At 58.5% G+C, this 23,531-nt stretch carries 17 protein-coding genes; 13 read left to right on the top strand and 4 right to left on the bottom strand.

Annotated elements, in window-relative coordinates:
* Window positions 1-127: 127 nt before the first annotated feature.
* Window positions 128-1,474, top strand: a complete 1,347-nt coding sequence (locus HNI00_RS21870) for a GTP-binding protein (RefSeq protein ID WP_420156417.1) — start codon at window positions 128-130, stop codon at window positions 1,472-1,474.
* A 103-nt stretch (window positions 1,475-1,577) separates the two neighbouring features.
* On the opposite strand, the gene psbC is transcribed toward HNI00_RS21870, so the two are convergent.
* Complete coding sequence (gene psbC / locus HNI00_RS21865; RefSeq protein ID WP_068511737.1) at window positions 1,578-2,963, bottom strand: photosystem II reaction center protein CP43; 1,386 nt, start codon at window positions 2,961-2,963, stop codon at window positions 1,578-1,580.
* On the bottom strand, window positions 2,947-4,005 hold the full coding sequence (psbD, locus tag HNI00_RS21860) for a photosystem II D2 protein (photosystem q(a) protein) (RefSeq protein ID WP_172358603.1): 1,059 nt from the start codon (window positions 4,003-4,005) through the stop codon (window positions 2,947-2,949). The genes psbC and psbD overlap by 17 nt, the downstream gene beginning before the upstream one ends.
* A 660-nt stretch (window positions 4,006-4,665) precedes the next feature.
* Between psbD and HNI00_RS21855 the strand changes: the two genes are divergently transcribed.
* Genes HNI00_RS21855 through HNI00_RS21840 form a run of 4 tightly spaced genes read left to right on the top strand, consistent with a single transcriptional unit; the run spans window position 4,666 to window position 9,814 of the window.
* Window positions 4,666-5,232, top strand: a complete 567-nt coding sequence (locus tag HNI00_RS21855; RefSeq protein WP_316789490.1) for a photosystem I assembly protein Ycf4 — start codon at window positions 4,666-4,668, stop codon at window positions 5,230-5,232.
* A 39-nt stretch (window positions 5,233-5,271) separates the two neighbouring features.
* Window positions 5,272-6,036, top strand: a complete 765-nt coding sequence (locus tag HNI00_RS21850) for a peptidylprolyl isomerase (RefSeq protein ID WP_316789489.1) — start codon at window positions 5,272-5,274, stop codon at window positions 6,034-6,036.
* A 47-nt stretch (window positions 6,037-6,083) separates the two neighbouring features.
* Window positions 6,084-7,670 carry an NAD(P)/FAD-dependent oxidoreductase gene (locus HNI00_RS21845; protein WP_316789487.1) on the top strand — a complete coding sequence of 529 codons (1,587 nt, stop codon included), beginning with the start codon at window positions 6,084-6,086 and terminating at the stop codon, window positions 7,668-7,670.
* A 59-nt stretch (window positions 7,671-7,729) separates the two neighbouring features.
* Complete coding sequence (locus tag HNI00_RS21840) at window positions 7,730-9,814, top strand: ABC transporter ATP-binding protein (RefSeq protein WP_316789485.1); 2,085 nt, start codon at window positions 7,730-7,732, stop codon at window positions 9,812-9,814.
* Between the two features lie 156 nt (window positions 9,815-9,970).
* On the opposite strand, the gene HNI00_RS21835 is transcribed toward HNI00_RS21840, so the two are convergent.
* A complete protein-coding gene (locus tag HNI00_RS21835) occupies window positions 9,971-10,147 on the bottom strand; it encodes a hypothetical protein (protein ID WP_316789483.1) in 177 nt (58 codons plus the stop codon).
* 471 nt (window positions 10,148-10,618) lie between these two features.
* Between HNI00_RS21835 and HNI00_RS21830 the strand changes: the two genes are divergently transcribed.
* Window positions 10,619-12,958 (top strand): S8 family serine peptidase, encoded by a 2,340-nt coding sequence (locus HNI00_RS21830; RefSeq protein WP_316789480.1) that lies wholly within the window; start codon window positions 10,619-10,621, stop codon window positions 12,956-12,958.
* A 108-nt stretch (window positions 12,959-13,066) separates the two neighbouring features.
* On the opposite strand, the gene HNI00_RS21825 is transcribed toward HNI00_RS21830, so the two are convergent.
* Window positions 13,067-14,617, bottom strand: a complete 1,551-nt coding sequence (locus HNI00_RS21825) for an FAD-dependent oxidoreductase (protein WP_316789478.1) — start codon at window positions 14,615-14,617, stop codon at window positions 13,067-13,069.
* 330 nt (window positions 14,618-14,947) lie between these two features.
* On the opposite strand from HNI00_RS21825, the gene HNI00_RS21820 reads away from it, so the two are divergent.
* The 7 genes from HNI00_RS21820 (at window position 14,948) to HNI00_RS21790 (ending at window position 23,520) form a co-directional block, all read left to right on the top strand.
* Window positions 14,948-16,318 (top strand): (Fe-S)-binding protein, encoded by a 1,371-nt coding sequence (locus HNI00_RS21820; RefSeq protein WP_316789475.1) that lies wholly within the window; start codon window positions 14,948-14,950, stop codon window positions 16,316-16,318.
* 70 nt (window positions 16,319-16,388) lie between these two features.
* On the top strand, window positions 16,389-16,874 hold the full coding sequence (locus HNI00_RS21815) for an ABA4-like family protein (RefSeq protein ID WP_420156416.1): 486 nt from the start codon (window positions 16,389-16,391) through the stop codon (window positions 16,872-16,874).
* Window positions 16,875-17,320: 446 nt separating this feature from the next.
* Window positions 17,321-18,676: a S8 family serine peptidase gene (locus HNI00_RS21810; RefSeq protein ID WP_316789469.1), complete on the top strand. Its 1,356-nt coding sequence runs from the start codon at window positions 17,321-17,323 to the stop codon at window positions 18,674-18,676.
* A gap of 360 nt (window positions 18,677-19,036) precedes the next feature.
* On the top strand, window positions 19,037-19,774 hold the full coding sequence (locus tag HNI00_RS21805) for a hypothetical protein (protein WP_316789467.1): 738 nt from the start codon (window positions 19,037-19,039) through the stop codon (window positions 19,772-19,774).
* Window positions 19,775-19,982: 208 nt separating this feature from the next.
* Window positions 19,983-20,213, top strand: coding sequence for a hypothetical protein (locus HNI00_RS21800; RefSeq protein ID WP_316789465.1), 231 nt, complete (start codon window positions 19,983-19,985; stop codon window positions 20,211-20,213).
* Window positions 20,214-20,448: 235 nt separating this feature from the next.
* Window positions 20,449-21,267 (top strand): acyl-CoA desaturase, encoded by an 819-nt coding sequence (locus tag HNI00_RS21795; protein WP_316789463.1) that lies wholly within the window; start codon window positions 20,449-20,451, stop codon window positions 21,265-21,267.
* A 255-nt stretch (window positions 21,268-21,522) separates the two neighbouring features.
* A complete protein-coding gene (locus HNI00_RS21790; RefSeq protein ID WP_316789459.1) occupies window positions 21,523-23,520 on the top strand; it encodes an alpha/beta hydrolase in 1,998 nt (665 codons plus the stop codon).
* The last annotated feature ends 11 nt before the right edge of the window (window positions 23,521-23,531 follow it).

Raw genomic sequence — 23,531 nt, 5'->3', positions numbered from 1 at the left:
CGATCTCCGATCGTTGCGATGGGCAGAATCGTCCAAAATATAACTGAAGAATTTCTTTTCTGCTGTGACTCAGTTTCCGCCTCGCGACTCATCTGCTGCGCCGCCCTCTGGCTTGATTCCTTTGGGAATGCAAGATACACATTTTCAGCGGGCGCGGGCCAGCCTACGGCAAGCCATCGGACGCTATACCCAAAAGGCGCGATCGCCCCGACGAGGCGCAGGAGATGTGGAGCTTCAGACCTCCCTCAAAACCGATTTGAACCAGCTTTCAGCCGCGCTGGACAAGCTGAATTGCAGCCTGCTAAGGATTGCAGTGTTTGGTCTGGTGAGCCGGGGCAAGTCGGCGGTGATTAACGGACTCATCGGGCAAAAGCTATTGCCAACCGGGCCGATCAACGGCGTGACCCAGTATCCCCGCTCGGTCTATTGGGCGCTGCCGGAGAGCGACCTGCGGGTGGAACTCATCGACACGCCAGGATTGGATGAGGTGGGCGGGCAGACGCGGGCTGAGATGGCGCGAGACGTGGCTAATCAGGCCGACCTAATTTTGTTTGTCATTGCAGGCGATATTACGCGCACAGAATATCAAGCATTGGCAGAACTGCAAGCGGCCCACAAGCCCATGCTGCTGGTGTTTAACAAGGCAGATTTGTATCCCGACCAAGATCGGGACGCGATTTACCAGAAGCTGAGAATTCTGTTTGCAGAAGGGGGCGATCGCGGTCGTCCGTTTCTCATGCCAGAAGACGTGGTGCGCGTGTCGGCGGAGCCTGCGCCTGTGCAGGTGCGAGTGGAATGGCCCGACGGCAGCGTGACGCACGAATGGGAGTCGCCACCGCCGCAAGTGGAGGAATTGCGGGCGCTGCTGGTGGACATTATCCAAAAGGAAGGCAAGTCGCTGCTGGCGCTAAATGCGCTGCGGCAGGCGCGAGAAACAGAGCAGGGCATCGCCCGCAAAGCCCTGAAGCTGAACCAGGAGCAGGCGGAGGAGTTGATCTGGAAATTTGCCAAGTGGAAGGCGATCGCCGTCGGCGTGAACCCGATCGCCATTCTCGACTTGGCGGGCGGCGCAGTCACCGATCTGGTGATGATCCGCAATCTGGCAAAGCTCTATGGCCTGCCCATGACCAGCTTTGAGGCGGGCAAACTGCTCCAGGCGATTTTGTGGAGTTCGGGCAGTCTGCTGTTGGGCGAAGTGGGCAGCGGCTTGCTGTTGGGGGCGGGCAAGAGTGCGTCGGCGGTGGGCGCGATGTTCGACAGCGTCGGGGGGCTAATGGCCTACGGCAGTGCGGCGGTGGCTCAGGGGGCGATCGCCGGATACGGTTCCTACCGCGTAGGCAAGGCTGCCCAGGCCTACCTGGAACGCGGCTGCACTTGGGGTCCGGACGGGCCCAACACGATAATTCAGGACATCCTCAGCCAGGTAGACGAAGATACAGTCATGTATCGACTCCAGCGGGAATTAGGCGGATAGCAAAAAATAAGAAAAGCGTAAAAAAGCACCCCCCGCAATCGCAGAGGGCGCTTACAAAGTTCAGCAACTAGTCAGCAACTAATCGCCGATACCACTCGCCAGACTAGTCGATATCTGGCATTGCCAACACTGGCTCAGACTCGCGGTCGATGCCCTTCTCGAAGCCAGCCGCCGCAGCACGGGCGCGACCCGCGTGCCACAGGTGACCCACCAGGAAGAAGAACGCCAGCACAAAGTGAGACGTTGCCAGCCAAGCGCGAGGCGACACAAAGTTCACCGAGTTAATTTCGGTTGCCACACCACCCACAGAGTTCAGAGAACCCAGCGGCGCGTGGGTCATGTACTCAGCCGCGCGGCGAGCTTGCCAGGGCTGAATGTCATTCTTGATCTTGTCCAGATCCAGACCATTGGGGCCACGCAGCGGCTCCAGCCAAGGGCCCTGGAAGTCCCAGAAGCGCATGGTTTCACCGCCGAAGATGATTTCACCCGTCGGAGAGCGCATCAGGTACTTACCCAGACCCGTGGGGCCCTGAGCAGAACCTACGTTTGCACCCAAGCGCTGGTCACGGATCAGGAAGGTGAGAGCTTGAGCCTGCGACGCTTCGGGGCCGGTGGGGCCGAAGAATTCGCTAGGATAAACCGTGTTGTTGTACCAAACCATCGTGGAAGCCACAAAGCCCATCAGCGACAGAGCGCCCAGGCTATAGGACAGGTAAGCTTCACCCGACCAGATAAAGGCGCGGCGCACCCAGCCGAACGGCTTGGTCAGGATGTGCCACACACCACCTGCGATGCAGATGAAGCCGACCCAGATGTGGCCACCGATCACGTCTTCCATGTTGTTGACGCTGACGATCCAGCCTTCGCCGCCGAAGGGAGACTTCAGCAGGTAGCCAAAAATCGTCACCGGGTTCAGCGTCGGGTTGGTGATAACGCGAACGTCACCGCCACCCGGTGCCCAAGTGTCATACACACCACCGAAGAACATCGCCTTAAACACCAGCAGGAAGGCACCCAGACCCAGCAGGATCAGGTGATACCCGATGATGTTCGTCATCTGGTTCTTGTCTTTCCAGTCGTAGCCAAAGAAGGAGGAGTATTCTTCCAGCGTTTCGGGGCCGCGAACGGCATGGTAAATCCCGCCCAGACCCAGAACAGCAGAGGAGATCAGGTGCAGCACCCCAACCACAAAGTAGGGGAAGGTATCCAGCACTTCACCACCAGGGCCCACGCCCCAACCCAGCGTTGCCAGGTGAGGCAGCAAAATTAGCCCTTGCTCGTACATGGGCTTTTCAGGCACGAAGTGAGCCACTTCAAACAGCGTCATCGCGCCTGCCCAGAAGACAATCAAACCAGCGTGGGCAACATGAGCGCCCAACAGCTTTCCAGAAAGGTTGATTAGACGGGCGTTGCCAGCCCACCAGGCAAACCCGGAGGATTCCTGGTCGCGGTTTCCGGCAACCATTGAGTTACTAGAGAGCGTTACCACGGGGCAGTACCTCTTCAGGGAATACAAAGTTTTCGTGAGGCTGGTCTTGCGGAGCCATCCAGGCGCGGATGCCCTCGTTCAGCAGAATGTTCTTGGTGTAGAACGTCTCAAACTCAGGGTCCTCCGCAGCGCGAATCTCCTGCGACACAAAGTCATACGCCCGCAGGTTCAGCGCCAAGCCCGCAATCCCGATGCTCGCCATCCACAGACCCGTGACCGGCACAAACAGCATGAAGAAGTGCAGCCAGCGCTTGTTGGAAAACGCAATCCCGAAAATCTGAGACCAGAAGCGGTTGGCGGTTACCATCGAGTAGGTCTCTTCTGCCTGCGTCGGGTTGAAGGCGCGGAAGGTGTTCGCTTTGTCGCCGTCTTCGTACAGGGTGTTCTCCACGGTCGCTCCGTGGATGGCGCACAACAGCGCACCCCCCAGGATGCCTGCCACGCCCATCATGTGGAACGGGTTCAGGGTGAAGTTGTGGAAGCCTTGCACGAATAGGATGAATCGGAAGATGGCGGCAACCCCGAAGCTGGGGGCGAAGAACCAGCCCGATTGTCCTAGTGGGTACAGCAGAAATACGCTGACAAACACGGCGATGGGACCGGAGAATGCCAGGGCGTTGTACGGACGGATGCCCACTAGACGGGCAATCTCAAACTGTCGCAGCATGAAGCCGATCAGTCCGAATGCGCCGTGCAGGGCGACGAAGGTCCACAAGCCGCCTAGTTGACACCAGCGGGTGAAGTTCCACTGGGCTTCGGGTCCCCACAAAAACAGCAGGCTGTGGCCTAGGCTGTTGGGCGGGGTGGAGACGGCGGCGGTCAAAAAGTTGCAGCCCTCTAGGTAGGAACTGGCGATGCCGTGGGTGTACCAGGAGGTGACGAAGGTGGTGCCGGTCAGCCAGCCTCCCAGCGCCAGGTAGGCGCAGGGGAATAGCAGAATGCCTGACCATCCTACGAAGACAAATCGGTCGCGCTTTAGCCAGTCGTCGAGAACGTCAAACCATCCTCGCTGGGCTTGCGCTCTTCCCATTGCTATGGTCATTTCATAACCTCTTAATATGGCGCAAAGTCCAATCCTCTCACGGTGTGACTCTGTTTGACCAGAATCAGCGTCCCGATTGGAGTGGTGTGACTCAACTTGGTTTTAGGGAAACAAAGCCCAAGCAGGTATTTGTACCCAGCTCTTAATTCACCAAGCCAGTTTAGATTTGTCTATATGATAAGTACATACGAAAATTTTTACAATCCGATACGTACCTCTCATTTCAGATTTCGCATCATTGGCTGAACCCGAAATGGCTTGATTTCTCTGGATATCGGGTTGTGGAGACTCTCTAAGAACGCTGCAAAAACCTGAGAGAGACTGGAAGGAAATTAAGCCGGTCGTAAACTGAGCTAGCGCTGGGCCTGAGCTTTGAGAGTTATTCGCTGGACTTAGACCAGGCTAGTGCGAATGCCGTTGAGGAGAGATCTGCTCCGGCTGAGGGGCCAGATGTGCAGCATAATCGAGATTGAGGTGCTTTGCTCCTCAGCCAGATATCCAGTAGATATCAAATAGGACTTACGCACTTGCGATTAAATTTTCTGGGTTTTGGACGATTTCTCGCGGGCTGCACCCGCGAGAAATCCTCACAATCGCGTAAGTCCTAATCAAAATCAATTCAATCTGAACACATTAAAAACGACCTGGGAAATTGAGAGTATGACCGCATCCAGTGTGTCCACCGAGAGCCGCGTGCTGCGGAAGACGGTTGTGGGGTCTCGCCGCCTGAGCAACTATTGGTGGGCGACGGTAATTTTGGGCGGAGGACTAGGCTTCTTGCTGTCCAGCATTTCCAGCTATTTGAAAGTGAATCTGCTGCCGTTTTCTGACCCAACGCAGCTCGTTTTTATTCCGCAGGGGCTAGTAATGGGGTTTTACGGCGTGTTGGCGCTGCTGCTGGCGACCTATTTGTGGCTGGTGATTTTGTGGGATGTGGGCGGCGGCTATAACGAGTTCAACCGGGATACGGGGATGCTGACGATTTTTCGGTCGGGCTTTCCGGGAAAGAACCGCAAAATTGAAGTCACTCATAAGTTAGAGGACGTGCAGGCGATTCGCGTGCAGATTAAAGAAGGACTCAACCCGAAGCGATCGCTCTACCTGCGGATCAAAGGCAAGGGCGACATTCCCCTGACGCGGGTGGGGCGACCAATGGCGCTGGCAGAACTGGAAACCGAAGGCGCTGAACTGGCGCGGTTTTTGGGTGTGCCGCTGGAAGGTCTGTAGCAAGTTGAGTGAGCTAGTTTAGGAGCTAGGAGACGCGCAATGAGACAGAAAATGGGGCGGTGGTTCGCCCTGATTGGACTGGTTGGCCTGATGCTAATTGGAGGCTGTTCGGGGGCGAATACGGACAGCGCTAGTTCGGGTACTGCATCTGGCGACTCGGCGATCGCCCAATCGCCCGCCCTCACGCCCGCTCCCAGCCCGTCTACGCCCTACGCAAACCTGGCACGACTGGACGGCGAAGCGACCGTCGAAATTCGGGTCAAGGGGTCGCCCATTGAAATCCAGGTGAATGGCCAGGATGCGCCGATTACTGCCGGAAATTTCGTCGATTTGGTGAATCGCGGGGTCTACGACGGGCTGATGTTTCATCGCGTGGTGCGGGAGCCAGAGCCGTTTGTGGTGCAGGGCGGCGACCCCCAGAGCAAAGATGCCAGTGTGCCCCTAGGGATGCTGGGGACGGGCAGCTTTATTGACCCTGCCACCTCCAGCCCGCGCTACATTCCGCTAGAAATCAAGCCTGCTGGTGCAGCGGAACCCGTGTATGGGAAAACGCTGGAGCCTGGAACCGCGCCCGTGCTGAAACACACGCGAGGGGCTGTGGCAATGGCGCGATCGCAGTTTCCTGACTCGGCTTCGTCGCAGTTTTATTTCACCCTAGCGGATCTGGGCTTTTTGGATGGGCAGTATGCTGTGTTTGGCTATGTCACCCGCGGGATGGACGTGGTGGACGAGATTCAGCAGGGCGATCGCATTGAGACGGCCCGCGTTACCGCAGGGTTGGAAAACCTGAAGACGGGTGGCTAGGGGCACACGGTTTTTTATCCCGCGCACTTTACTCCTGTGAGCAACCGATGGGACTTGCCGAAACCCTCCTGTCTGCCTTGCCTGATAATCCGCTAGTGGGGCTGCGCCGAGCCGATGCCCTGTGGCAAGCCTATCGAGAGGGCAGGATTCCCTGTCCCACTGTCATAACTGAATCCTCAGAGCCACTGGGCGAAACCGAGTGGGACGTGGTGATTTGCGGCGGCACGCTGGGGCTGCTGATGGGCTGTGCGCTGGTACGGCGGGGCTGGCGGGTGGCGCTGCTGGAGCGGGGAATGTTGCAGGGGCGCGACCAAGAGTGGAATATTTCGCGGCGAGAACTGGCGGTGCTAGTCCACCTGCATCTGCTGAGTCCGGCAGAACTGGAGGGGGCGATCGCCAGTGAATATAATCCTGCCCGCATCGCCTTTCAGGGCGGTACCGAACTCTGGGTGCGAGACGTGCTGAATGTGGGCGTGAGTCCCCGACAGTTGCTCGAAACGCTGAAAGCAAAATTTCTGGCAGCAGGTGGGCAGTTGTTCGAGCAGACGGGATTCGCTGCGGCAACGGTTCACCCGGATGGCGTGGCAGTGCAGGCTGGCAACGGGTTCAAAACGCGGCTGCTGCTAGACGCGATGGGGCACTTTTCGCCCATTAGTCAGCAGGCGAGAGGCGGACAGAAGCCAGATGCGGTTTGTATGGTGGTGGGCACCTGCGCCCGGGGCTTTCCGCACAACGAAACGGGCGACCTGTTTGCCTCCATCACGCCGATTGAAAACCAGTGCCAGTATTTTTGGGAGGCGTTTCCCGCCCGCGATGGCAGAACAACGTATCTCTTCACCTATCTGGATGCACACCCCAGCCGCCCCAGCCTGGAGCAGTTGTTTGACGAGTATTTTCGGCTATTGCCGCAGTATCAGGGGGTGGCGCTGGAGGCGCTAAACATTGGGCGATCGCTCTATGGCTTTTTTCCCTGCTATCGCCAAAGTCCGCTCCAGCCTAAGTGGAGCCGAATTTTGCCCATCGGCGACAGCAGCGGCGGCCAATCTCCCCTCAGCTTTGGCGGCTTTGGAGCAATGCTGCGCCACTTGCCCCGGCTGGCAGACGGCATCCACCAGGCCCTAGCAACCGACCAACTCCACCGTTCTGCCCTAGCGCTGCTGCAACCCTACCAACCCAATCTCTCTGTGACCTGGCTGTTTCAGCGGGCCATGAGCGTCGGGGTTGATCAGACCGTACCGCCTGACCGGATTAATCAACTGCTCTCGGCGGTGTTTGCCGATATGGCCGCGCTGGGTGACCCCGTGCTGCGGCCCTTTTTGCAGGACGTGGTGCAGTTTCCCGCGCTGGCCCAAGCCATGCTGCGAACCTCAGTGGCACACCCCCGCCTTGTGCTGCAAATTATCCCGCAGGTGGGGCTGGGCACTCTCGCGGGCTGGCTCTGGCATTATGCCAACCTGGGGCTATACGCGGGCCTAGACCAAATCGGGCAGTTGCACAAGCGTTTTGGAGGCATATCGCTCCGCCCCTGGAGCAAGTCGCTGCCGCCCCCCTGGCGCTATCGCATCTCACGCTGGCTAGATGCCTGGAAGTATGGGTCAGGAGGGGATTATGAGCAGGAAGAGCAGGGAGAATAGGCAGCCCCTAGAACGTCGCTCTCCCTTCTATGCTCCCATTCCCATCTCCCCAGCCTCCCATGCCCCCCTCTCGTTTCCTTTTCCACATTGCTCGCCGATACCCTGGCTGGATCGGGCTGACGGTGCTGCTGGGGCTGCTGGGGGGCGTGTTTAATGGCGTGAGTACGGCGCTGATTGTACCCGTGCTGCTGAATTTTTTGGGACAGCCTGTGCCGCTGCGGGGGCTGCCGGAGGCGATTCAGCGGCTGCTGAGTCCGTTTGAAAATCTACCGGACGGGCAGCGGCTGTGGGTAATGACGGTGGCTGTGGTGCTGCTGATCGGGCTGAAAAATCTGGCGGCCTATGGCAATGCGCTGGTGGCGGGGGCGCTGAAGCGAGTGCTGGTGACGGATTGGCGTGAGGCGGGGCTGCGGCTGCTGCTGTCGGTGGATCTGAGTTTTTTTGCGGGCAGCAGTCTGGGCGACGTGATGAACCAGCTCAACGTAGAGGTGAACCGCTCGGCGACGGCCGTGGCGACGGCGGTGCGCGGGCTGACGACGGGCATCACGATTCTGGTCTTTTTGGGGCTGCTGCTGGCGCTGTCGTGGCCGCTGACGCTGGTGGCGGCGGGGCTGCTGGCGGGGGTGACGCTGGTGAATCAAATGAGCGTAGCGCGATCGCGCCAGTATGGGGAAGCCCTGTCGGAAGCCTCAAAGCATTACTCCATCGCCCTGCTGGACGTGCTGACCGGGATGCGGCTGGTGCGGGCATCGGCGACGGAAGACCAGGAATATGCCCGACTGCGGCGGCGGGTGCGCGATCGCGAACGGGCCGAGTATCAATCCTTGGCTAGCTCAGCGGCGATCGCCCCCCTCAGCGAAGTCGTCGGCGTGGTGGCGCTGATTCTGATTGTGTGGATTGGGCGCACGTTTTTGGCAGCAGAAATGCAGACGCTTTCCACAGTGCTGCTGACGTTTTTGCTGCTGCTGTTTCGGATACTGCCGCTGCTGGCCCAGCTCAACACCGCCCGCAACCAGTTCGCCAACGCCCTGCCCAGCATCCAGCAGACGCAGGCCTTTTTGGACCGCCGCGACAAGCCGTTTATGCAGAATGGCACGATTCCTTTTACTGGTCTGCGGCAGGGCATTCGGTTTCGGGATGTGTCTTTTAGCTACACAGCGGGCGATTCCCGCAGGGATCGCTTCGCGAATCGCGCCAGTGGTGCGGCACAAAATCGCAATGGCCCTGCGGAGCCAGATCGCTTCGTGCTGGAACACATCTCGCTGGAACTGCCTAAGGGCACGACGCTGGCGCTAGTGGGTGCATCTGGCGCGGGCAAATCGACCCTGGCGGATCTGCTGCCCCGCTTTTATGACCCGACGCTGGGCGCAGTGGAGCTAGACGGCATCAATCTGCGGCAGTTTGACCTGAAAACTGTGCGGCGGGCAATGGGCATCATCAGCCAGGACACGATTTTGTTCAACGCTTCGGTGCGCGACAACATTGCCTACGGCTGTCCCGACGCAACCGAAGCGCAAGTGTGGCAGGCGGCAAAACTCGCCTATGCCGATGAATTTATCCGGCAGTTGCCGAGCGGCCTGGATACCCTGATTGGCGATCGCGGCCTGTTGCTCTCTGGGGGACAGCGCCAGCGGCTGGCGATCGCCCGCGCCCTGCTGCAAAATCCCGAAATCCTCATCCTCGACGAAGCCACCAGCGCCCTCGACACCGTATCCGAACGGCTTGTGCAGGCCGCCATCGAAGCCCTTAGCCGCGATCGCACGACCCTGGTCATCGCCCATCGCCTCTCCACCGTGCAGCGGGCCGACCAAATCGCCGTCCTCGACCAGGGCCGCGTAGTGGAGTTGGGCACCCACGAAGACTTGCTGCGGCAAAACGGCTACTACGCCCGCCTCTGCGCCCTCCAGTTTGCCGACGAAATGGCCCCCAGCGCCAGCGCCGTACCCACCCAGCTAGCCCGCCGATCCTACGAAATCCGCAATCGGCTCAACGCCATGATCGGCTCTCTGCGGCTGTTGGTCGATGGCATTGTGACAGACCCCGACGAGCAGATTGAACTCACCGAAGAAGCCTACTACTCCACGCTCAACGTGCTTCGTAGTCTGGAGGCGCTGGAACGCGGCTATGAAGGCAAGTCGGATTGAGCAATTTTCAGCAATTTTCAGAGGGATAGGACTTACGCAGTTGGACGATTTCTCGCGAGCTGCGTCCGTCAGAAATCGTCCAAAATCCAGAAACCTTATCGCAAGTGCGTAATTTCTGAAGGAACCTTTCAGAGAACCAGGGATTAGGTTCAAAAACTAGCTGAATCCGGGCTTCCAGAGCTTTTGGGGCTTCCAGAACTTCCAGGCTTCCCAGCCCGCCGTTTGGCTGCGCGTAGAATAGGACGAAAACTTTGCGAGCGCCAAAAATTCCCCACACGGGGAATGAGGCTGACCGATGCGGCCGAGCAAATTGGAACTATAGCGAGTTTGCATCGCAGAAAACAGCTTCAACCAATCACAGATCCAATCCATCAACGCAACGGCTTTCGAGCCAATGTTGAAACCGTTTAAGCCAATATTTCTGACCGTTGCATAAAAACTCGCGTCGAACCTGACATCTCAATCGAGCCTGTAGTCCCCAAATTGCGCTCAAGAAATCTGACTGAGAAATCTGACTGAGAAGATGTTTGAAAAGTCCTACTGTTTGTAGCAAAGCGTGCAAGATCCCCCTAAATCCCCCTTAAAAAGGGAGACTTTAAGGCGGTTTCCCCCCTTTTTAAGGGGGACTAGGGGGGATCTCTGAGTGCTTAACATTACAGGCGATACCTTTTCAAACACCCTCTAAGAAATCTAACTAAGAAATCTGACTAAGAAATCTCGCAGAATCTCTTCTGGCAAGGCTCCAGGCTAGCTTGACGATACGGACAAACCTGATTCACCGCATCTATTACCTGGTCTATACCTATGTCTAAGTCCACTGCCCCCTCTGGATCGACGACTCCGCTCCGCCCGTTTCAGCTCCGCAAAGTTCAGCCTGCTCCGTCTGTTCCGTCTGCTCCATTCAATACCGCAAGTCTCCTCAGCAATCCGCCGCTCGACCCGCTCTTTTCTGACCAATGGCACCTGGTTAACACCGGACAAACTGGCGGCTTGCCCGGAATCGACATCAATATCGCAAACGTCTGGGAAGACTACACAGGCGCGGGTGTGAACGTCGGCATCATCGACGACGGTGTGGAATATATCCACGACGACCTGTTCCTGAATTACAACAGCGATTTGGAACTGGATGCCGCCGAAAACGACGGTGACCCCGCGCCTGGATCTATATTTGACTCTCACGGAACCTCGGTAGCAGGGCTGATCGCCGCTTCTGCCAACGCGGTTGGTGGGGTGGGCGTTGCGCCAGAGGCCAGTATTTCGGCGCTGCGGCTCGATTTTTGGACGCTCGACGAGTCAGATTTCATTGCCCAGGCCACAGCGGCGCTGTACCGAGCCGCCAACTTTGACGTGGTGAACAATAGCTGGGGCTATGTCTTCCCGTTCTATGACAATTTCTCTACCCCTGCCTACGAAGGCTTTGGCAATGCGCTGCAAAACGCTGCCGAAAACGGGCGCGGCGGGTTGGGAACGGTGGTCGTGTTTGCGGGCGGAAATGGGCGCATTTTTGGCGACAACGCCAACTATCACAACCTGGAAAACTCTCGCTTCACGATTGCCGTTGGGGCGATCAACCACTTCGGGGAATACACCTTCTACAGTTCGCCAGGAGCGAACCTGCTGGTGTCTGCGCCCGGTGGGGAATTTGACGACGGTATTGTTACCACTGACCTATCGGGACGACCGGGAGACGACCCCGGCGACTACACTAGCAACTTTGGCGGCACCTCTGCCTCTGCCCCCATCGTCAGTGGGGTGGTAGCGCTGATGCTGCAAGCCAACTCGTCCTTGGGCTATCGGGATGTGCAGGAAATTCTGGCCTACTCGGCTCGCCAGACCGACGCGACCGATTTGGGCTGGTCGTTTAACGGCGCAAAGAATTGGAACGGCGGCGGGCTGCATGTCAGCCATGACTATGGGTTTGGGCTGGTGGATGCCCATGCGGCCGTGCGCTTGGCGGAAACCTGGACGGCCCAGAGTACCTTCGACAATGAGCAGGTCGTGAGCGCCACCAGCACGCCAGACCTGGAGATCCTTGACCTGGATACGGTCAGCGACTCGATTACGATTACGGAGGGGCTGAAGATTGACCAGATCGAGGTGGTGCTGGATCTGGAGCATACCTATCTGGGCGATCTGCGAATTGTGCTGACTTCGCCCGACGGCACCGAAAGCGTGCTGGTGGCCAATCCCTTTAGCTTCGACACAGAAATCAAGTTCACCCTGAGCAGTACCCACCACTGGGGCGAGACGGGTGTGGGCGACTGGACGCTGAGCATTACCGACGAGTTTGGGCTGGATACGGGCATTCTCAATAGCTGGACGCTGAAGCTCTACGGCGACGCGCTCAGCGAGGACGACACGTACATCTACACCAACGAGTTTGGCAAGTTCAGGGCAGATGCCAGCCGCACGACGCTGACCGACACCGCAGGCACCGACACGCTCAACTGTGCGGCGGTGACCTCGAATCTGGAAATTGACCTGGCCCCAGGGGCGAATAGCCTGATTGCGGGTACGACGCTGAAGATCGCCGACGGAACCCTGATCGAAAACGTCTTTGGCGGCGACGGGGATGATGAGATTCGCGGCAACCTCCGCGACAACGAACTGCGGGGCGGACGGGGCGACGACAGCCTGAAGGGGCAGGCCGGCCGCGATCTGCTGGAAGGCAACCAGGGTGACGACATCCTGGAAGGAGGCGACGGGGCCGATCGGCTGTTGGGGGATGTGGGCAGCGATCGCCTCATTGGGGGGCGCGGCAACGACACGCTGAGCGGCGGCGAAGGGAGCGATCGCTTCGAGTTTCGCGGCACGAGTCCCTTTTCGGCAGCCACTTTCGGCGTGGATACGATCGCTGATTTCAACTGGTTTGAAGGCGATCAGATTGTCCTTAGCAAGCGCGTGTTTACCGCGTTAACCAGCAGCGTGGGCGATGGGTTTAGCAAGGCCAATGAGTTTGCCGTGGTGAGTAGCGATCGCGCTGCGGGCCGAAGCCGCGCCTTCATCGTCTATAACCAGTCCACGGGTGCCCTGTTCTACAACCAAAACGGCAGCGCCAACGGGCTGGGGGCAGGCGGCAAGTTTGCTTCGCTGGCGGGTACGCCCTGGATGGAGGGCATCGACTTTGCCATCGTTGCCTAGGGATTCTCTGCCCTGATTCAAATTCCAGGATTGATCGAGTCACCGTTGAGATGGGCGCTGGGCCTGGTCTCAACGGTGCATTTCTATGCGTCTCTGCTGAGAAAGCGGCTAAAGCTGTGTCCAGCGGGAGCGCGATCGCCGAATTTCTTGCCAGGTTTCGAGCCAGTCTTGCAGGCGGGGCTGCTGGGCGAGGCGCTGCTGCTGCCAGGCGATCGCCGTTTGCCGCAAGATTTCTGCGGTGCTGGGGGAGGCGACGGGGAGTTGGGCAAGCGATCGCACGCGGCAGTGTTCTTGGAGGGCGATCGCCGCCGTAGACAGCGCTTCTTCCGCATCCAGCCCCGCCAGGTGGATGCCAAGGATGCGGCCATTGCGGCGGGCGATGAGTTTGCAAAATCCGGTGGGGGCCGCCTGCATGGGCGCTTTGGGGTTGAGCTTGAATGGCAGCGTTTGCACGACCACCTCGGTTCCGTGGAGATCGCGCCAGCGTTGCAGAGCAAGATCGCGGGCCTCGGCTTCGGTCAGCCCGATGCTGGCGATCGCAGGCTGCGTTGCAATCACCATCGGCAGCAGTTCCGGGCGCAGATGGCGATTGGGTAAAAACACGGCATTGCGGACGGCAAGCTGGGCCTGCTGGCGGGCGGCGCTGGGGCTGGTGCAGGCAAAGATTCGCGCATTAAAGGTTTGCAGCGTCGGGTAAACCCGCAGCCCGTCTGCCTCTAGGCGAATATTTGCCGCCTCCAAGTTCAGTCCGTCCCAGTCGGGCACAGGCTCCCCTGCATTTAGCAGGCAATCCACGGTCTGCGCTCCGTCCGGCAACGCCAGCTTCACGGTTCCGGCGTGGGAATGAACCTCGGTCAGCGTGTCCGCCGGGTAGATTGCGATGCCATCTGCCTCCAGCGAGGCCAGCAGCAGGCGGCGGAGGTCAGCATCGAGACAGGCAATTCGGCTCCGCGAGGCGGGGGTCAACCGTCCACCAGGAAGCCCGCTGTGGCTTACAGCATTCGCGGCCAAATCCAGCAGCAGCGTCACTTGGCTGCCCAGTCGATGCAGCGCTTGCGCCAGCTCTACGGCCCGTGCGCCCTCTCCCCAAACGGCAATTCGCCCAGGCAGTTGAGAACGGTCAGGATGCCAAAACTCTGCCGGAGTCTGGGCAAGGGTCTTCATTTCGGCCATGGCGTTGAAGTTCCCACTGAAGTTCCCATTGAAGCTCCCAGGCTCTAGCGGACGCACCCGATTCCCTGGAGCCAGCAAATAGGCCCGCGATCGCAGCGTCCGCTCTCCTGCCCGCACGCCCAGATGCGGCCGTCGAAAAAATTCGCCCTGCCCCACCACCACATCCACGCCCGCCGCTGCCACCTGCGAGAGCGAGGTCTCTTCTGCCAAGTCGGTTGCTACGACCTTTGCCCATTGCCGCACCGCTGCCCACGCGGGCGGCGATGAAAACGCCGACAGTCCCATCTGCGCCAAGCGCGATCGCCCCTCTATCAAGCGCCCAATCTGTATCCACGCCTGATGTTGCCAGTCTTGCCGCAGCGCCGCCTCGGCCCCATCCGGCTCCACCAGCGCCACCCGCGCCTGTAGCATTCGTGCGGCGATCGCCGCTTCTCGCGCTGCCAGAGAGCCGCCGAGGATGATTAGGTCGTAGTCGAGAGGGGGCATGGGGGAAGAGGGAAGAACGAAGAACGAAGAACGAAGAGGGAAGAACGAAGAGGGAAGAACGAAGAGGGAAGAACGAAGAACGAAGAGGGAAGAACGAAGAGGGAAGAGGGTTTGAGTGGGGGTGTTTGCGGATTGTGCTTATCTCGTTCGTGGCTCCCTTTCGCCTATCCCTTGTATCTTAGAAGGCAAGCGGCACGCTGATTTGCCTCAAGTTGGCTCATACTGAGGATGAGATGAGGATGAGTCCGGGAGGATGAGTCCAGACTGACGCTGCCCAACCCTCTGCAACTCGAACCGGGGTTGACTTTTCAGATCATTGCCCATTTCCCTATGCAAACCTCTGAGCCGTCCATTTCCCTTAGCAATCTCTCCTTTAGCAACCTCGACCCGACGGCCGACCTGCCGGGGTTCGACGCGCAGGAGCCGCCCGATCCCAAGCTGATTGATGCCTGCGTCCACTGCGGGTTTTGCCTCTCGACCTGCCCCAGCTATCGGGTGATCGGCAAGGAGACCGACTCGCCCCGCGGCCGAATCTACCTGATGGACGCGATTAATGAGGGCGACGCACCGCTGGCGGCCAGCACAGTACAGCATTTTGATAGCTGCCTGGGATGTCTGGCCTGCGTCACCACCTGCCCCTCTGGGGTGCAGTATGACAAGCTGATCGCCGCGACGCGCCCGCAGATCGAGCGCAACTTCGAGCGATCGCTCCCCCTGCGTCTGCTGCGCCGCCTGATCTTTTCGCTGTTTCCCTATCCCAACCGAATGCGGCTGCTGATGCGGCCCGTGGGGCTATACCAAAAATCGGGTTTGCAAAAACTCGTGCGATCGCTCGGCATTTTGCCCCAACTTGCGCCCCAGCTTGCGGCCATGGAGGCACTATTACCGCCCCTCTCGCCCCAAGCGTTTCAAGATCGCCTGCCAGAATTTGTCCCTGCCCAGGGCAAGGCGCGGTATCGCGTCGGGCTAATTCTCGGCTGTGTGCAGCGGTTGTTTAACCCAGAGGTGAACGATGCGACGGTGCGCGTGCTGACGGCCAACGGCTGCGACGTGGTGATTCCCCCAGCGCAGGGCTGCTGTGGCGCACTGTCGCACCATCAGGGGCAAGAGCAGCAGGCGCAAGACCTGGCCCGGCAGATGATCGACACCTTCGAGCGGGCAAAGGTGGATTTTGTGCTGATCAACGCTTCTGGCTGTGGGCACACGCTGAAGGAATACGGGCACATTTTGAAAGGGGATGCGGCCTATGGCGATCGCGCTCAAGCCTTTGTGCAAACCGTCAAAGACGTACAGGAATTTCTCGCCGAAGTCGGGCTAACGGCCCCGCTGCATCCCCTGCAAGACGACCCGCTGACGCTGGTATATCAAGACGCTTGCCACATGCTGCACGGGCAAAAAATCAGCCTGCAACCGCGCCAGCTTTTGCGGCAAATTCCTGGCGTGCAGCTTCGGGAACCCATCGATGCGGCCCTCTGCTGCGGCAGCGCGGGCGTGTACAACATTCTGCAACCCGAAGTGGCCGAGGAACTGGGGCGGCAAAAAGTGACCAATCTGCTCAACACCGGCGCATCGGTCATTGCCTCCGCCAACATCGGCTGCTTCGTGCAAATCAGCCACCACCTGGAACGCCAGGGCAAGTCGGTTCCTGTGCTGCATCCGATGCAGTTGCTCGATTGCTCGATTCGCGGCGTGGGGGTGTGAAATCGCGTCCCCCCATTCCGGTTCTCGTCCCTTTTTTTGCTCTCCCCAACCCGTCACCCACTCGTCACCCATCATGCTCGAACTCCTTTTTAACGCTGCGAACCTCTTCGTGCTGCCCTTCTGGGCGCTGATGATTTTCTTGCCCAATTGGAGCCTGACGCGCCGGGTGATGCAGTCCTACTTGCCGTTTGTGGCGCTGGCGGGGCTGTATGTATACCTGTTTGCCAGCAACCTCACCACGACCTCTGCTCAGGATTTTGCCAGCGCTCAGCTTGCGGACATTGCGCGGCTATTTAGCAATGAGGCGATCGCCGCAACGGGCTGGGTACATTACCTGGTTATGGATTTGTTTGTGGGGCGCTGGATTTATTGGGAAGGACAGCGGACAGGCGTGTGGACGGTGCATTCCCTGGCGCTGTGCCTGTTTGCCGGGCCGATGGGGCTACTGTCGCACCTGATCACAAGCTGGCTCTGGCGCAGCAAATCGCCGGAAACTGCCCCCTCGGAAGCAGCCGCCGCTTCACCCGACTCGACCCAGGTCGGCTCCTCAACCTGAGTTCCGATTAATACCCGAACAGCCTCCCGAAATTGCCAGAAAACGGCCAGAAGCCGATTTGTTTTTGCGGGGGAACTATTTTGCACCAAATGTCGCCATCAGAACTGGGGGGATGGGCCCGCCGGTCGGATTCGAGCGGCGATCGCTACCATACAGGTGCATGGCAGGGCTGGGGAATTTGGTTCGGGACTGGAGTAGCAGAGAGAACCCGCAATCCAGATTTAGTTGATATCATATAATAGTATCATTTACTCCTGTGTAATGCAGAGTGGGGCGATCGCCCAAAAACTCCGTAAAATCACCGGGATGGGCGATCGCGCTGATGAAGATTACTACAGGGCTTGCATTGGGGACATGCATTGCAAAAGCCGACTGTGCCCGGTTTTGCTACAACACTGGGCGATGAACTAGGACACCAGCGAACCAGAAGGGGAGGTTCATAACCGATGAGCATCGAAGATAAGATCTCGCCTGCCTTTGACCCGCTGCTTGCCGAGCGAAAATCCAACGAAAAGATCGATGCAATCGTCATCTACGAATCTCCCAAGCTAGAAGACTTGCCGACGCTGGAGGAATTGCGAAGCAACAAAACGCGCCTGAGCTATCTCAAAGAGCGGGCCAAGCATCAGCAGGCGATCCAGGCGCAGTTGTTTGAGAGCTATCAGACCCAGGGAGCAAAGCATTTCCAGAGCCACGAAGAACCGGCGATCGCCCAGATTGGTTCTGGAGCCTTGCCGGTGGCAGCCGTCGAGGTAACCCGCAGTTCCCTGCCCATGCTGGCCCGCCATCCCAACGTGGTTGCCATTTTGCCCAACCAGCGCGTTAGGCTGATCCAGCCGCAGGATGTGTCCTACGAGTTGCCCGATCGCCAAGAGCTAGAGCAGGGCGCAACCTGGGGTCTGCAATATCTGGAAATTCCCGAACTGTGGGAAACCACCAAGGGCGCGGGCGTGCGCGTGGCCGTGCTGGATACGGGCGTTTATGGCGAACACCCGGCGCTTCAGGATCGCGTGAAAGAGTTTGTGGTGATCGATCCACTCGGCCGCACGATTAAGACCTCGGCCAGCTTCGACAGCGACCAGCACGGCACGCACGTCTGCGGCACGATCGCAGGGGGGCAAACGCCGCAAGGACTCGCCATTGGGGTTGCGCCAGAGGCCGACTTGGTGGTGGGCGGCGTGCTGAACGGCTCTGGCACAACGATCGCCCTGGTGCGCGGCCTCGTGTGGGCGGTGGAAAACGGGGCGCAGGTGATCAATATGTCCCTTGGGTTCAGTTACTACGACCCCCGATTTGGGCTGATTTTTGAGGAACTGATGCAGCAGTATGGGATTGCCTCAGTGGTGGCGATTGGCAACAGCAACCACGGCAATTCTTGTTCTCCGGGGAATGCCTACAGCGCCTTTGCGGTCGGCGCGGTGGGTCGCATGTCTCGCAACCGAGCCGATGTTGCCTTTTTCAGCAGCGGAGCCAGTCTGGTCTATCCCGACCCCAACCATCCACTGGTGACGAAGCCCGATATCGTTGCCCCTGGCTGCAATGTGTATTCTTGCATTCCGCCGGAGGGCGAATCGGAAGGGCACGAGTATGCCGTGATGGATGGTACTTCGATGGCTACGCCGCACGTTTCTGGGGCGATCGCCCTGCTGATGGCCGCCAAGCCCGACGTACCCACGACCGCAATCCTAGAAGCCCTCTGCCAGACCGCCAAACATCCCGATGGCGACAAATATCGTCCCGACAATCGCTGGGGCTATGGACTGATTCAGCCGCTAGAAGCGCTCAAAGCGCTGAATTCCTAGCGAATTTCTAGCCAAAACTTCAGTTCTCCAGTTCTTCAATTCTTGTAGGACTTACGCAGTGGGACAACTTCTCGTGGGCGCAGCCTGCGAGAAGTTGTCCAAAACCCAAAGAGCTTATCGCAAATGAGTAAGTCCTGTCTTGATAGGACTTTCATAGGAGTTTCATAGACATACGCAGTGGGAAGGTTAATTTGCTGGATGCGCTGCCTTGCGGAACCTTCTGTCTTGCGTCATACTGCGCTTGGCAGAGTTTTCTGAAGTTTCTGTCATTGCTTTGAGTTTTCGGATAGGCTGAAGGAACACACTTGGGTTGCAGATCATTGTCTCCGTTTCCAAGGTGAGCTTGAGGTTGGCTGAGCTATGGCAGACGCGCTGCGAGATACGGACGGCTGGTTGAATCGCGATATAGGTTCTCTAAGTTCTCTGGAGTCTTCGCCTATGCCGCAGGCGGAGGCTTCATGGGGTTGCCATGCCGCTTATCGAGAGGGTCGGGAAAGCGTCAGTCATGGCACAGGTCGTCAGGGCGATCGCGCTCAAGAGCGTGTTCAAGATCGCGTTCAAGATAGCTTGGCTAGAAACAACGCGCCTGAAATCGAGCCTAGAATCGAGCCTAGAATTGAAGCTAAAGAGGCTAAACCTATCGAGCCTGAAATTCGCGTTGGTTCACCCAAGCATCTGTCCAAAATCAGCCCAGAATTTGGTGCACGGCTGGAGCATCTGAAGCCTCAGCAGAAGATTCGGGCGGTGGTGATGCTGGAAACCGATCGCTCTGAGGGTGGACGAGGGCCAGGTAGCCCGATGCCGCCTGCCCCAGCCCGCCGCCAAACGCCAGAGGAACGACAAGCGGCGATCGCCCGTATTCGCACCGCTGCCCAGCGCTCTCTGGAGGAGATTCGCCCCATTTTGGAAGCCTTTCACGCCAATTTGCTTGCGCCCTCTCCCGACGCGGTTGGCGCAGTTCCAGTCGAAATTGACGCGGCAGGCATTCCCGTACTGGCCCAGTCCAATCGGGTTCGCACGATTTTGGAAGACCAGGAAATCCACACGATTGACGGTTCGCGAGTGCGGCGATCGCGTCCTTTGCCCTTCTCTCGCTGAGTCGGTTTATCTCTGAAAATTAGGTCTTTCTTGGATTCTTCTCGTTTCGATCTGCCTGCGCGGTTGCAGTCTGCTGCATTCGTTGCACGGGGTAATTTGGAGGGTGCATCCCACTTTTGTACCCCTCACCCTAAATCCCTCCCCCGCTTTGGGAGAGGGACTTCCGATTTGGCTCCCTTTCTCCCGTTTTGGGAGAAGGGGCCGGGGGATGAGGGCAATCTTGCAGAACTGGGATGCGCCCAATTTGCAGTGCCTATCTGCGCTCCAATTCGCGCCCCAATTCACGCTCCAATTCGCGCCCCAGTTCGCGCTCCAGTTCGCGCCCCAGTTTGCACCCCAGTTCGCGCCCCAGTTCGCGCCCCAGTTTGCACCCAAGTTTGTATCCGACGCTGTGCCAATCTTCCCGCTAGTATTCCTGCGTGTGGCGGGCTTTCCTTGACCCAGCGACCATTCCCCGAAATGATGAGCTTGGGGCGGAGTGGATGCGCCTGTGCCAATTTTGGATTTTAGATTGGCGATTTTGGGCTGCCCATCTAGTTGCCCCACTAATTGCCCCACTAGTTGCTTATCTAGCGGCTCATCTAGCGGCTTAGCCAAGCGCATGTGACCTGCTCCTCAGCCCAAACCCCTGACCCCTTGACCCCTGACCCTTTATACAGTTTTCGTTGGATTTTATGACTATTGCTCCGTTGACTCGACAAAAGCCCCGATACGTCGTCCTGCTGTTTATGGTGGGCGTGCATTTGGGGGCGCTGCTGGCGCTGTTGCCAGGAATGTTTAACTGGGGGGCGATCGCCCTCCTCGTCTTTCTGCATTGGGTGACAGGCGGGTTGGGCATCACCCTGGGCTGGCATCGGCTCGTTAGCCACCGCAGCTTTCAGGTGCCCAAGTGGCTGGAATATCTGCTGGTGTTTTTTGGCACGCTGAGTATGCAGGGCGGCCCGCTGGAGTGGGTCGGGCTGCACCGTCACCACCACGTCCATTCCGATCAGGAGCGCGACCACCACGACTCTGGTCGCGGCTTTTGGTGGAGCCACATGGGCTGGATGTTTTACGATGTGCCCGCCATGGCCGAAACCGACCGCTACACCCGCGATATTTCCGGCGATCCGGTTTATCAATTCTTTCAGCGGCATTTCTTCTGGATTCAGGTGGCGTTTGGCGGGTTGCTATACCTGCTGGGGGGCTGGCCGTTTGTAATTTGGGGCGTGTTTGTGCGGCTGGTGGTGGTGTATCACTGCACCTGGCTGGTGAACAGCGCCACCCACCGCTTTGGCTATCGCAGCTATGATTCGGGCGATCGCTCGACCAACTGCTGGTGGGTGGCCCTGCTGACCTACGGCGAAGGCTGGCACAACAACCACCATGCCTTCCAGTATTCCGCCCGCCACGGACTGGCCTGGTGGGAGCTTGACCTCACCTGGGCGACGATCGCCCTGCTGCAAAAGCTGGGACTTGCTACTCAGGTTAAGCTGCCCAATGCCAAGGCTTAGCGTGAATCTGGCATGGATCTGGCGTGAATCTGGCGCGAATCTGGCGCGAATCTGGCGCGAATCTGGCGTGTATCTCTGGTGATTCCTCTACGGGCGCTCATCTAAGGCTTTGTTAACTTCCTGCACCAGACCAGACGCAGGGTTCTAAAATTTCGGGAATATCCTGGCGCGGAATTTTAAGCCGCCGCGAGTTCTGGATCACTCTCCGGATCAACCACGGTCTGGATCACCAACGGTCGCAGAAGGAGAACCTTCATGGGTGCAACACAGCTAGAGGAGGCGCTGCCCTATCGCTGGGCAGAGTCGCCAGCGGGGCGTGAGGCCTGTGCCAATGACCAGCGCTGGCTGGGGGGCATTGTGGCAAACGCGGCTCCTTTTTCGGACTGGTGGGCCAAGGCGCGAATTGTGCAGCTTGCCTACGAACCGATGTATGGCGCAGATCCCGCAGTGTATCAGGGAAAAGCTGATCCCGGGGCGATCGCCGATGCGCTCCACAACGAACTCAAAACCCATGCCCAAGCCTTTGACTGGGCCCAGTGCCAGGAGCGCTATCCCGGCTTTTGTCGGCTTGTAGACGAAGAGTACGTCATCAAAACGCTGAACCACTGGAAGCGCCGCGAGTTTACCAAAGCCATTGGGCGAAACTTTGAGGTGTATCGCTATCTGGGGCAGGAGGGCAAGCAGGGCGAATGCGGCGAGTGGTGTACCCAGAATACGTTTTTGGTCGTCAGCACGGCATCGGTGTCGCTGGCGGTCGAGCGATCGCTCCCCAACCCCAAGCTGTTTCGCCCGCTGTTTAATGTCGATGAACTGGCGGAAATCATTCACCAGCGAAACATCCGCGCCCTGACCCTGCGGACGCACGGCTACGCCAACCCAGCGGGCGGCTTCTACAAGTTTCTCTCAGATGAAGCCAACTACCTCTTTGCCAAACCCAAACCCGGTGGGGAACCCACCGACACGCTGGGCGAAGAGCATCTCTACATCGGCTATCACTGGCCCAGCGAACAGCCCGTGTTTAACCGGGGGCTGATCCGGGACTCTATAAGCAATCTGGAAATTTTAATGAAATTTCTGGGGAGCCTGCTGCTGCTTAGCTTTATTCCCAGCGTGGTGCTGATTGGCCTCACGGAACTGGCGGAGAAAATCGACCTTGTGCGGGATGTGGGGCCGCAGTGGCATCTGGCGATCGCCGCTGGGGTCTTTTTCCTGTGGCTGTCGCTGCTGATGCTGCTGCGGTCGGTGGTCTATCAGCGCGATCGCTACCGGGCGATTCACTATGGCGCACCGGATCTAGCGGAATTTTTCTGGCGGCTGGATAAATCGCTGAAGCGGCTCATGCTTCAAGACATGGGGCTGCCGGAGCGCGACGAACGGGTGCAACTGGCCCTCAAGCGCAGCCGCAAGCTGGTGAACCTGATTGGCCACAGCATGGGCGGGCTGGTGCTGGTGAACGTGCTGCGGGTGTTGTCGGATCGCTTTGGCAAAGACGACCAGGAATCCAATGACGATGGACTGGGCGATTGCCTCAAGCTGGGCAAGCTGATCCTGGCCTCGCCCGATATTCCCCTGGAGCTGCTGCGGGAAGGGCGAAACAACTACGTCCGCTCTGCTATTCGCCGCTGCGAGCAGATTTACCTAATGTCGAGCGATCGCGACATTGTGTTGCGCTATCTTTCCACCCTGGGCAACTGGTTTAGCGAACCTAGTGTGGAAATGTCAGGTCTGCGCCTGGGCAACGTGTTTTTGCCGCCCAACCCAGAGAAAGAAATCCAAAAAACGCCCCGCCGCAAGCGCCGCCGAGAGCAACTGAAGATTCTGCTGATTCGCGGCGCAATTTTGACTCGTCAGGCGGTGCGTCCCACGTCTGCCTACGATTTGTTTGAAAATTTCAGCTACCTGGACTGCTCCAAGATGAAGGGCGTGAACGCGGTTGCCCTGGATCTCAACCCATTCACCGCGATTCCCATCGATGCGATTAACACGTTCTTCTATCTAACAGGGCGCATCGACGTGCATGGCGGCTACTTTTTCACCTATACGCCTACGTTCAAGCTGCTGCCTTTTTTGATGCAAGTCACTGCGCCCAGCGAAGAAGATGTCCGCCACGAACTGGATCGCTTTGATGAGCGCGACACGATTCGGTTTCTCTATCGCGCCATTCCCACACCGGGCAGCGTGGACATCGACACAAGCGTCGTCGAGTCGGACGAACAGAGCGACATCGCGATAGGATCATCAGAAGCGCCCTAACTTCTGGTTTT

The organism is Thermoleptolyngbya oregonensis NK1-22, assembly GCF_032705245.1.
Taxonomy (GTDB): Bacteria; Cyanobacteriota; Cyanobacteriia; order Elainellales; family Elainellaceae; genus Thermoleptolyngbya; species Thermoleptolyngbya sichuanensis.
Note: the sequence above shows the minus strand (reverse complement) of the source record. Positions and strands in the feature narration are given on the sequence as shown.